We start from the raw sequence: 12,125 nt of genomic DNA on the forward strand, positions 1-12,125 counted from the left end.
AGCTTGGTAACTACAAAACTCTTGCTTCCCTTTCTTTTTACCTAATTTGTCCCATTTTTTAGTAGGGTAGAGTAGCTATATGCCATAAGCTAAAAGTATTTCTAACAAAATCATGAATACATTTTCTGTCTAAGACCTACGGCTTATAGCCTAGAGCATTTCAATGTAATTCTATTTTGTAGTAATACTTAAGTTCGAAAGTAAAATTCAACAATTGGGCTTTCGACTTTCAGCAATGGGCTTTTTGGAAAAACATACCTTTAGTTACTAAAAAACATGTTAACACTCTTTGCCTTGTGCCTGTTGCCTAGACACACAACTACGATTATTTAAAGCTAGATTCTTATTTAAAAAGGCAAAAAACTTCAAAAATCTACTGAAGCTTTTTGCCCAATCAAATGATTATACTGATTTATTTTGTGCTACCGTATTGCTTAGGGTAAACATCTTTTTGAAATTTATCCCATTCTCCTTTTTTGTAGTGGTCGTCACCAAAGTAAGTAATAATTTGGTGAAACTGTTTTGCATCCTGATAGCCTGGCACTGGCTGAATCATATTGAATTTCTCGTCCAGATACACAATCGTAGGAAACGACATTTTTCCTTGTAACAATTGCACGCCTGCTTGGTTATAACCGTTTTGCCAAATATACTTTTGCGTTCCAATCGTAATATCGTCTTTCTGCTCGGCGTCGAGTTTTACGGCGTAATATTTTTGATTGATATACTCAATAACTTTGGGGTCAGTAAAGGTTTTTTGATCCATTACTTTACACCATCCACACCAGCCTGTGTACACATCGACAACGATTTTGCGAGGCTCTTTCTGAATAGCCTGAAAAGCTTGCTCAAGGGTCATCCACTTGATTTTGGGCTTTGTAGCCGTATCTTGAGCATTGGTATATTGGACAAAGAGTAAGCAAAGTATTGCTAACAAGAACTTTTTCATATCCTAAGTAAAATGTAGTTTATAGTTGATAAAACTGCTGGTATCCAGTTTGCTAACTACAAAGTTACAGGCTTAACTCAAGATTCCTCCCACTTTTTGGAGTAATTTTAATGTAGCCTTAATTCCTTCGTCTTCGCTCAGCTCTTCACCTTCAAATTCGATACCTACGATACCTTTAAAACCAGCTTCTTTAACAATTTTCATCAAGCGCATGTAATCCATATTGCGTTCATTGCCATCGGCATCAAAAACATTACTTTTGGCGCTTACTCCTTTGGCAAAAGGCATCAATTCTTTTACACCTTTATAACGGTCGTATTCTTCTATGCAAGTTCTCCAGTTGGCAGCATCACGCTTGATACAGAAATTACCAAAGTCTGGCAATGTACCGCAGTTTTTCATGTTTACGGCCTTCATAACGCCAGTAAGCCATTCGCCATTTGACGAATATCCACCGTGATTTTCTACAATAACATTTATCTTCATTGTAGCGGCGAACTCACTAAGTTTAGCCAAGCCGTCGGCTGCATTTTTTGCTACTTCTTCGGCAGAGCCTTTACCTCCTGCATTTACACGAATGGTTTTACAACCCAAAAATTTAGCAGCTTCTACCCACTTTTTATGATTATCTACCGTTTGCAATCTTTTCTTTTCATCCGAATCTCCCATGTCGCCTTCGGCATCGCACATGATTAGGTGATTTTTGACACCATTATCGTTGCAACGCATCAACAATTCTTTCAAGTAAGCGCTATCTTTCCCGTTTTCTTTAAAATCTTTGGTAGATGACTTAAAGCAAGTATTTACGTATTCTACAATACCAATACCAAAATCTTTACGAGCTTTTACAGGAAAATCGAGGTTTGTCATTTGTCCACCAAAAATCGCTTTGTGCAAAGACCACTCGGCCAAAGAAATTTCGAAGAAAAGTTTTTTGCTAGCTTCAGAAGCAGCTAACATATCTGGCGCAAGAGCCATTACACCGCTGGCAGCAGCAAACGTTTTGAGAAAGTCACGACGTGAGTTCATTGGATAATATTTGTTAAATTGTTTATTGGTAAATATTTATGATGCTCTGAGGTAGGAACCTATTCGGAAGTTATTGAAATTCGTTGAAGAAAAAAAAAGTATTATAGGGTTTTGAAGGTTACAAGGGTCTTCTCTTAAATTACGAAACGATTTGGACTTCAAAATATGTTAGCTATAAAAATCCCTTTCCAACATACACATATATGGCTTTATTACGCTATAAAAACGATAAATACCTCAAACAGGAAGAAAGTAGACAAGAACTTGGTTTTGGCAAACAAGTAGGCGAAGCCCAACGATTGGTCAATCGAGATGGAAGTTTTAATGTCAAAAGGGTTGGCTCTTCTATTCTCGACCGTATCAATATATATCATGAACTGATTACATGTACATGGTCTCAATTTTTTATGATAGTGGTTGTGTATTTTATGGTGGTCAATCTGCTATTCGCAGGGCTGTACAATCTTATAGGAATGGAGCACCTTCAAGGAGCTGACATGAGCACGCCTACTATGCGATTTATGGATGCTTTTTTCTTTTCAGCCCAAACTCTTACCACGGTTGGTTACGGACGTATTGCCCCAACGGGCTTATTGATGAGTACCGTCGCATCGTTAGAGTCGCTGTTGGGTCTAATGGGCTTTGCGATTGCTACGGGGTTGTTGTATGGACGTTTTTCTCGTCCTATTGCTCATATTTTATACTCTGATAAAGCTGTTGTAGCACCCTATTTGGATATGACAGGTTTGATGTTCCGTATCGTAAACGCTCGAGATAACCAAATAATCGATTTGTCAGTAGAAGTTAATTTGTCGATGCTTCAAAAAGATGAACATGGTAGAAAAACACGCTCCTATAATCGCTTGCATTTGGAGCGCAGCCAAGTAAATTTCTTTCCTGGCAGTTGGACAATCGTTCATCCTATTACTGATGAAAGCCCGTTGTTTGGTATGAGTCAAGAAGAGCTTCTTGAAAAACATGCGGAATTTTTGATTTTGATAAAAGGAACCGAAGATACCTTCAACCAGACGGTTCATTCTCGTAGCTCATATCATGCCGAGGAGGTAATATTTGGACAAAAGTTTGTTTCAATGTTTGGCGAAATAGATAGTAGTGGTCACGTAGTCTTGGATTTGAGTAAATTATCAGAGACAAATCCAGTGCCATTGGCCAGCGAATTGTTTCCTGAAGAGTAAATATTTGTATCTCTTTAGAATTTTGTAAATTTACATCTTGTGTAAACGGTAAAATTTAGATTGAATAATTAGATGCAAAAACCTCCATTTTTGAAAAAAGGCGATACCGTAGGAGTATTGGCATTGGCGTGGAAAGTCGCTTTTGAAGATTTAGAAGCAGCAATTGCTTATATGGAAACAGAATGGGAACTCAAGGTTGTTTTGGGGGAGTCATTGAAAACAAGCTATAATCAATATGCAGCAACCGATGAAGTTCGTGCGAGAGATTTTCAACAAATGTTAGATAAGCCATCCATCAAAGCGATTTTTTCGGCAAGAGGAGGTTATGGAAGTGCTAGAATTTTAGACCAAATCAATTTTGATGCTTTTTTAGAAAACCCAAAATGGTTGATTGGGTTCTCTGATATTACGGCAGTGCTTTGTCATGCTTTTTGTTTGGGTGTCGAAAGTATCCATGGCGTAATGCCTAAATTGTTTTTGCAAGAAGGTGGAGCACAAAGTCTGGCATCACTCAAAGACGTGTTATTTGGGAAACCTGTATCTTATCAAGTACCAAGCCATCCCATGAATCATAAAGGAAAAGCACAAGGGCAGTTAGTTGGGGGTAATTTGGCGTTGATGGTGCATTTGATAGGTTCTAGGTCGGAGGTGAACTTAAGCGGTAAAATTCTATTTATAGAAGATGTTGGGGAATATCATTACGCACTCGACCGCATGATGATTCAGCTTAAGCGTACTGGGCAGTTGGCCGAACTAGCAGGTTTGATAGTAGGACATTTTTCTAATCTATCCGACGACCCTTCTATCTATGGAAAAACAGCTTATGAAATCGTCGAAGAAGCCGTTGCTGAATATGAATATCCTCGCTCCTATGGTTTTCCAGTTGGGCACGAACCCGAAAACTGGGCTATGCCTGTAGGCCGAGAAATGGAATTAACCGTACTCGAAAATCATTGTACATTGGTCGAAAGAATAATTGAGTGATCGAATGAATGAGTGATTTTTATTAATTTTTATCTGTAAAAAGATATAGTTTCCTCTGTATTGTGGTCTTTTAGAAATAATCACTCAATCACAATCCACTCAATAACTAAATGAACAAGTAATCGTGTGAAATTAAGTTTGATGAATTAATGATATGAAATTTAGTGGGCAAAATTAACTTAGTTTTACCCGCATTAAGCTACAGGCTTTATGCCATAGGCTAAAAGTTAAAAGGTATTTTTCAGGAAATAAGTAAAGCTTTTTGCTTAAAGCGTATTAATGTAATTTTATTTAGGCAAGGACAAGGACATACTCAAAACTCATCACTCAGAACTCAACACTCATATATACATCTATCACTTTACCTAACATTTTAATCATGCTTGCTAAAACTTATGGAAGCGCCGTTCATGGCGTAGATGCTACTATTATTACCGTTGAGGTAAGTGAAGGTCAAGGACAAGGATTTTTTATCGTGGGTCTACCTGATGGAGCCGTGAAAGAATCTGCTCACCGAGTCGAATCTGCTATTAAACAAACAGGCTATTTTTTTCCACGGACCAAGGTGGTGGTAAATTTGGCACCTGCTGATATTCGAAAAGAAGGCTCTGCGTACGATTTACCGATTGCTTTAGGCGTAATTCATGCCTCCGAACAGGCACATTTACCTGTCTTGGAAGATTATGTTATTATGGGTGAATTGGCATTGGATGGCGCTTTACGACCGATTAAAGGTGTTTTGCCAATTGCTATTGAAGCACGTAAGCAAGGATATAAAGGTTTTATTTTACCTGTCGAAAATGCCTCAGAAGCCTCGATTGTAAATAATCTGGATATTATAGGGGTTAAAAATATCGGTGAAGCTATCGGTTTTTTGAAAGGAAGCCTTGAAATAAAACCTACTATAACAGATACGAGAGACATATTTTTTCATTCTCAAAATGATTACGATGTCGATTTCTCGCATGTACAAGGGCAAGAAAATATCAAACGTGCGCTTGAGATAGCCGCTGCTGGTGGTCATAATGCCATTATGATTGGACCTCCTGGAGCAGGGAAAACTATGCTAGCCAAACGTCTGCCAACGATTTTGCCTCCACTCACTTTACAAGAAGCCCTCGAAACGACCAAGATTCATTCGGTGGCTGGTAAGCTAGGTACAAAAGCTACCCTGATTTCTACCCGACCGTATCGTTCGCCTCATCATACCATTTCGGATGCTGCCTTGGTAGGTGGAGGCTCAAATCCCCAGCCCGGTGAAATATCCCTAGCGCATAATGGCGTTTTGTTTTTGGATGAATTACCTGAATTCAAAAAGTCTGCATTAGAGGTAATGCGTCAACCTTTGGAAGAAAGAAAGGTAAGTATTTCGAGAGCAAGATGGGCGGTGGAGTTTCCGTCTAATTTTATGTTGATTGCAAGTATGAATCCTTGTCCCTGTGGCTACTATAATCATCCCGAAAAAGAATGTAGTTGTCCTCCGGGAACAGTACAAAAATATTTGAATAAAATCTCTGGTCCACTCCTCGACCGCATCGATTTACATGTGGAGGTAACGCCTGTCAATTTTGACCAACTATCGTCTACTCGCAAAACTGAAACTAGCGAAGAGATAAGAGCAAGAGTAATCAAGGCCAGAACGATACAAACCGAGCGTTTTAAAGATTATCCTGCGATACATTCTAATGCGATGATGCCATCGCAAATGGTAAAGGAGGTTTGTGTGCTTGAACCTGTAGGTGTTTTGTTGCTCAAGCGAGCTATGGAAAAACTCCAACTTTCTGCGCGTGCCTACGACCGTATTTTGCGTGTAGCACGCACTATCGCCGATTTGGCAGGTACCGAAAACATCCAAACCGAACACATCGCCGAAGCTATCCAATACCGAAGCCTAGACAGAGAAAATTGGGCGGGATAACTATTAATTGTGAATTTTGAATGAGTGAATTGTGAATTAGTACTGTACGAAGGATTATAAAAACTGTTTATTTCGGATATCGGATGTTGGATTTCGGAAGTATAATCTTCTATATTTTGCAAAAAATAAAGGTATTTTACTTTATTTCCGAAATCAGAAATCCCAAATCTGCAATAGTTTGAAATTATTCGTACAGCCCTCATTCACCAATTCACTCATTCTCAATTCGTCATTCCTCCTACACCTTATACAACTGCTGGTATTCATTAGGGCGCATTTTCATGATGCTTTTGAAAGTACGATTAAAGTGCGATAGATTATTGAACCCACTTTCGTAGGCGATTTGGGATATACTTAGTTTTTCTTCTGCCAATAGTTTACAGGCGTGCCCGATGCGCAGTTCTAGCAAAAACTGGAAATAGGTTTTGCGAGTATGCGTTTTGAAATATCTACAAAAAGAATTGACACTAATATTGGCTACTTCTGCCACTTCCTGCAAAGTAATATCTCTCGTAAAATTATTCAGAGAAAAAGAAAAAATCTGGTCAATACGTTTGGTATTCTGTTCGTCCAAGCTGGCCGTGCCTTCAGTTTGAGAAACGTAAGTGTAATCAGTAGCCCCAGCAAATATTTTAAGGACTTTTAGCAGTAAAATTACACGGTCGATACCCGACGACTGTCGCATTTGGTCAATCAGTACACCCGCTTGGTCACGAGCTTCGCCCCGAATCATCATTCCTTTTCGAATTCTCGAAAATAAATCACTCAAACTTACCGCCTCAGGTAATTTCATGAAAGTTTCGCCCAAAAAATTGGGATCAAAGTGAATCACATTCGATTTGGAAAGTAAATCCATACTTTGCTCAAAATATTGAGGGTCGCTTCTAAAAAAATGCGGTGCATTAGCGCCAACAATAATCAAATCATCTTCACGATAATTACTCACACCATCGCCAACCAATAACATTCCTGTACCATTTAGAATATGTACAATTTCGATTTCGGGGTGATAATGCCAGTGACTATAGAAATAAGGCACTGCATCTTGGCGTATGCTAAAAGATTGCTCTGGCCCTACCTGAACTTTACGAAAAAGAGGCTTCATTGTGAGTAAATTATTGATATATTTTATAAAAATACTATATATATGCCAATATAGTATCAGAAACTACTAATTAACGAAAAGTTTTATTCATTTTTTTTTAGTCATTTTGTAAAGAAATCTTACCAAAATATCTTCGTTTTATTCTATTTAAAATTATTTAGTAAAAAGTCGGAATTATAATACTGGTTTTGGGTATATACGACAAAATAGTATAATCGAAAATTTTTACATGTGATATATTACTAAACTAGAACTTGTTGTGTCCCTTGTGTAAAATTATTGTCCTATGAAAAAATTAACTGCTCACGAAAACCTTACCTTATGGCAACAGTTTAAGTCTGGTGATGCCCATGCGTTTCAGTTGGTGTATTTGAAGTACTACAAGGTTTTGATTCGCTATGGCAACAAAATCTCGATGGATACCGAGCAGGTAATGGATGCAGTTCATGATTTATTCCTTAACCTTTGGAATCGTAGGACGTTCCTTTCGGACACTGACAATATAGAACCTTACCTTAAAACCTCTCTTAGGCATGAGCTAGTACGTCGTGTGGCCGAATCACGCAATAGTTATTCTTTTGATGATTCGCCAGAGTTGACCTATGAGTTCGAAAAGGATGCCTTTTACTATCAGCACGATAGCGATGAGCGTGAAGCAACTTTCCAACGTTTGGAAAAAGCTGTACAAGACTTGTCACCACGTGTTTGGGAAACACTCAAAATGCGTTACTTCGATAAAATGGGGAATCAGGAAATTGCCGAAAAGATGGGTATTAACTATCAATCGGTGAATAACAATATTCACCGTGGTGTTGAAACTCTTCGCCTCAAGCTTGACCAAGTAGCGTAATAGCGAGCATGAAATTTGAGAATGGCCTCCTTCGGGAGGCTTTTTTGTTGTAATAGGCTTTGGAGCATCTACGATTTTCTAAAAACCACTACCTTTGTAAAAAATTGAAACGTCAAATCAGACGTATTTTCATCATATCGTAATGAACTATATAGAACTGAAACTCACTGTAAATCCAGAATTTGCAGATATTTTTATGGCCGAGCTTGGCGAAATCGGCTTCGAAACTTTTACCGAAGAAAGCTATGGCTTGAATGCCTATGTTACTGAAGATTTGTTTTCGGAAGAAGCTGTAGACGAAATCATGGAAAGATACTTAGCCATGACTCCTATTAGTTATAGCTACAGCACTCTCGAAAAGAAAAACTGGAATGAGGAGTGGGAAAAAAGCTACGAACCTATCAGTGTAAATGGTTTGGTACGTGTGCGTGCGAGTTTCCACGAACCAGACGACCAACATCGTTTTGATATTGTCATTAATCCTAAAATGTCATTTGGTACGGGTCACCACGAAACTACTTCGATGGTTTTGGGTATTCAAGGCTCACAATTGGCAGATGAGCACCAAGGCAAAAAAGTACTTGATGTTGGTTGTGGAACGGGTATTTTGGCAATTATGGCAGCCAAACTAGGTGCTAGCTATGTGTCAGCATTTGATATTGAAGAATGGGCTGCCGAAAATTCACGTGAGAATGTGGAGTTGAACCATTGTGAAGGTGTAGTGGTAAGACAAGGAACAATCGACGACGAACCTGCGGATTTGTATGACATCGTGTTGGCAAATATCAATCGTAATATTTTAATGCGTGATATTCCGAAATATGTGACGTTTATGTTACCAAAAGCTTATTTGGTAGTAAGTGGTTTTTATGAGCATGACATCGCAGATATTGAGCAAGTAGCTAACGAAGCGGGTTTGAAAAAGACCTTTTTTGATACCAAGAATAACTGGGCATCAGTTGTTTTTGAAAGAGAGTAATTGGTTATTTCGGATTGCAGATGTTGGATTTCGGAAGTACTATTTTATTTTTTCCAAGAGAAGGTTTTTCTATATTTCCGTAATCCGTTATTCCAAGTTCAATACCTTTTGTTTGTTGCTAGTTAAGTGCTGATAATCAGTAGTTTTATAATAAATATGGGTTGCCCTGAATTTAGTAATTGAGTGACTATTTTTAGCTAGTAGAGACGCAATGCTTTGCGTCTAAAAAGTGTCATTTTGAAATAGATTATATATTAAAAAGGCGTTCGAAATTAGTTTTTCGAACGCCTTTTTTGATAAAACTTTGCTAGATATGACTTGGCCTAAGACGTAATCATTGCGTCTCTACAGCTAGAATACAAATGTTAAAATAATCACTCATGCGCTCAATCACTAAATTCGGGAATGACTCATGTTAATGTATAAATTGGTAGAAATGCAATGCTTTACGTCTCCAAGTCGGTTACCCAAATAAAAATATGATTTTATAATACAACGTATGATAATTATATAGCTTTTTGCTCTAGTAAATACTTCATTCCGTCGTTGATACCTTGTTGATAAGTATATTCAATTAAAGATTTATCCTTTGTCAGCCCGCCCATTTTTAAGTCTTTCGGACAAATTTCATGTATTTTAATATTCTGATAGTTGGCTCTTAATGCTTCAACTTGGGCATTGTAAACAGTAGGGTGACTTAACATTAATTCCTTGAGGGCTTTATGCTTTGCAAAGAACTTACTGCCAATAATGGTTTTAAAACTTTGTTTTTTTACATAAGAAAACTCTTGACTACGTATGACCAAAATTTCGGTTGAGCCCATTTCAATAGCTTTTTTAATCGGAAGTGGGTCTGTAAGTCCTCCATCTACATATTGGATTCCATCTATCAAAATCTTATTTTTATAAAAGACAGGAATGGCACAAGAGGCCTTCAGCACTTCCATCCAATTGCCTAATGTTGGTTGAACATAGTCTGGTAAACCAATTTCTAAATTAGAAACTACCGCAAGAAACTTCTTACTATTTTGACTCAAATAAGAAAATGCACCTTCAACATCAATTGGATTGTATTTCTGATTAACCTCCCATAACCAGTCCAGATTCATAAAGCTTTTGCCTTGTAATACATTTTTGAAAGAAATGAATTTTTTGCTACTCATCAGCCAAGAGTATGACCTATAATCTCGATGTTGTTGTTGAGCCAGAAAGGAAGAAATATTACAGGAGCCCGCAGAAATGCCGATGTACAGACTATATGGATTATAACCCTGCTCTTGAAATGCTTGAAGAACGCCTGCAGAGTACACGCCTCTCATGCCTCCTCCTTCAACAATAAGTGTTTTCATAAACTATTTTTGTGAATGTATAGAATACAATGATTTGAATTCGAACGAACGTTAGCGCCTTTTATTATCAAAGAATATTAGTGGTCTGAAAATAAAAAGGCTCTGCATTAGTAGAAAACGGAATCTACCAATACAGAACCTTAATAAAGAGAAAGACACCATCACCTCTCTACAAAAATTGCAACACTTATTTCTTAATTATTCCTTGTAAAACTTTAGGATCTCCGTCGATTGGAGGGGTGCTAATGCCTAAAAGCTGTGCAATAAATGGATATACATGAATATTTTGGAAGGTAGGAATTTTTACTCCTTTCTTGATATTTGGACCGTTAGCATAGAAAATCGCTCCCATTTCTGGACAAGCTGTTGGGTCGAATCCATGTACGCCCCAAACTTTACGTTTTTCTGGTTTTTTAGCGAGAGATTCTTTGTTATAAAAACCATAACCAGGCTCTACTACCAATAGCATATCACCAATACGAGCGTTGGTATTGAAATGTAGTTTTTCTGGAATATCTGCTTTTTTATAAATCTTGAAATGCTTCTCTTTTGCTGCTATTGCATTGAATATTTCGTCAGCTTTGTCTTTATTTTTCAAGAAAATATTACCGTGTGTGCTATTATTTACAAAAAGGAAATCTTGTTTATTTAATCCTTCCAAGAAATCATCGGCAATGATAAACGTCTCTGGACGATTTTGCATTTCGTACATACCGTGGTCTGCGGTAAGGATAACGTTTACAGGTAATTTGATTTGTTTCAAACCATTCATCAACATACCCACCAAGCTGTCTGCTTCCATTACAGCAGCTTCGGTTTCAGGGGCATTAGGACCATATTCATGTCCTTGTGTATCGACCATTGAAAAATAAATTGTAATCAGGTGTGGACGCTCAGCTTCGGGTAGATTCAACCAATCAAATACCGCCTGAACACGCTTAGGGTGCGGTACTTTGTCGTCGAAACGATGATAATAGCTTGGGTATTGACCACCAATTGGAGCTTCTGAACCTACCCAGAAATATGAGGCTGCCTTCATCCCATTTTGTTGAACTAATTGCCAAATAGGCAAACCTCCATAGTAATAAGGGTCTTCTACTTTATCACGCTGACGAATTGAATAAAAGGTATCGCGACCCGCATCATAAAAAGTATTATCAATCAAACCGTGATGGTCTGGATACAAGCCCGTCACTAAAGTATAATGATTGGGAAAGGTTTTGCTCGGATACGAAGGAAGCATCACTTCGGCGGCAGCACCTTTTTTGATAAAATTTTTGATGTGTTTTACAGGATATTTCTGAACATAGTCATGACGGAATCCGTCAAATGAAACCATAACTACATAGGGTTTATCGCTGTTTTGACCAAGGCTCACCAATGCCCAGCAAAGAAAGCACACAAGGCTTACTAATTTTTTCATGAAGTGTAATATTAAAATGAATGATAAATTATGTTTTGGTTTCGGGCTTTCGATACAACCGAAAGTATCTGTTTTTTGTCTTTGATAAAAGAAGGTTTTGCAACTCACAAGCTGAGCTACCTCAGTTTGAGCTAAAAAACTTTACCAAAATTAGCTTTTTCAGAAGAGAAGGTAATTAAAATTCGACGAAAAGTCCCTTTTTCATCACAAGACAAAGTCCTTTAGCGAAAAGCTGTGTAATCCTCGGACTTGGCAATACCTTTGCGAAAAAGTCGTTATTTTTACCAGAACAACCTATGGTTTCGGAGAAATTCCTCCAAATCACTCTAACACTAAAAAATAC

The 12,125-nt window shown here is 37.8% G+C and carries 10 protein-coding genes; 5 read left to right on the top strand and 5 right to left on the bottom strand.

Annotation, left to right across the window (positions count from 1 at the left end; genetic code table 11):
• Positions 1–412 precede the first annotated feature (412 nt).
• Positions 413–949, bottom strand: a complete 537-nt coding sequence (locus tag GVN22_RS18940; protein WP_166552582.1) for a DUF255 domain-containing protein — start codon at positions 947–949, stop codon at positions 413–415.
• Positions 950–1,021: 72 nt separating this feature from the next.
• Positions 1,022–1,978, bottom strand: coding sequence for a TIM barrel protein (locus GVN22_RS18945; RefSeq protein WP_166552583.1), 957 nt, complete (start codon positions 1,976–1,978; stop codon positions 1,022–1,024).
• A 203-nt stretch (positions 1,979–2,181) separates the two neighbouring features.
• Between GVN22_RS18945 and GVN22_RS18950 the strand changes: the two genes are divergently transcribed.
• The 3 genes from GVN22_RS18950 to GVN22_RS18960 all read left to right on the top strand — a co-directional run bounded on the left by GVN22_RS18950 (position 2,182) and on the right by GVN22_RS18960 (position 6,076).
• Positions 2,182–3,174: an ion channel gene (locus tag GVN22_RS18950; protein ID WP_166552584.1), complete on the top strand. Its 993-nt coding sequence runs from the start codon at positions 2,182–2,184 to the stop codon at positions 3,172–3,174.
• A 72-nt stretch (positions 3,175–3,246) separates the two neighbouring features.
• Positions 3,247–4,158: an LD-carboxypeptidase gene (locus GVN22_RS18955; RefSeq protein WP_166552585.1), complete on the top strand. Its 912-nt coding sequence runs from the start codon at positions 3,247–3,249 to the stop codon at positions 4,156–4,158.
• Positions 4,159–4,537: 379 nt separating this feature from the next.
• Positions 4,538–6,076, top strand: coding sequence for a YifB family Mg chelatase-like AAA ATPase (locus GVN22_RS18960; RefSeq protein ID WP_166552586.1), 1,539 nt, complete (start codon positions 4,538–4,540; stop codon positions 6,074–6,076).
• Between the two features lie 238 nt (positions 6,077–6,314).
• On the opposite strand, the gene GVN22_RS18965 is transcribed toward GVN22_RS18960, so the two are convergent.
• Complete coding sequence (locus GVN22_RS18965) at positions 6,315–7,181, bottom strand: AraC family transcriptional regulator (protein WP_166552587.1); 867 nt, start codon at positions 7,179–7,181, stop codon at positions 6,315–6,317.
• 286 nt (positions 7,182–7,467) lie between these two features.
• Between GVN22_RS18965 and GVN22_RS18970 the strand changes: the two genes are divergently transcribed.
• Together GVN22_RS18970 and prmA are read left to right on the top strand one after the other, a co-directional pair.
• Positions 7,468–8,031: an RNA polymerase sigma factor gene (locus tag GVN22_RS18970; protein ID WP_166552588.1), complete on the top strand. Its 564-nt coding sequence runs from the start codon at positions 7,468–7,470 to the stop codon at positions 8,029–8,031.
• A gap of 142 nt (positions 8,032–8,173) precedes the next feature.
• A complete protein-coding gene (prmA, locus tag GVN22_RS18975) occupies positions 8,174–9,010 on the top strand; it encodes a 50S ribosomal protein L11 methyltransferase (RefSeq protein WP_166552589.1) in 837 nt (278 codons plus the stop codon).
• 506 nt (positions 9,011–9,516) lie between these two features.
• Here the strand turns inward: prmA and GVN22_RS18980 are convergent.
• Complete coding sequence (locus GVN22_RS18980) at positions 9,517–10,359, bottom strand: patatin family protein (protein WP_166552590.1); 843 nt, start codon at positions 10,357–10,359, stop codon at positions 9,517–9,519.
• 187 nt (positions 10,360–10,546) lie between these two features.
• Complete coding sequence (locus GVN22_RS18985) at positions 10,547–11,782, bottom strand: ectonucleotide pyrophosphatase/phosphodiesterase (RefSeq protein ID WP_166552591.1); 1,236 nt, start codon at positions 11,780–11,782, stop codon at positions 10,547–10,549.
• Positions 11,783–12,125 lie beyond the last annotated feature (343 nt).

Origin of the sequence: Cellulophaga sp. BC115SP (assembly GCF_009905545.1) — a bacterium.
GTDB lineage: Bacteria > Bacteroidota > Bacteroidia > Cytophagales > Spirosomataceae > Flectobacillus > Flectobacillus rivi.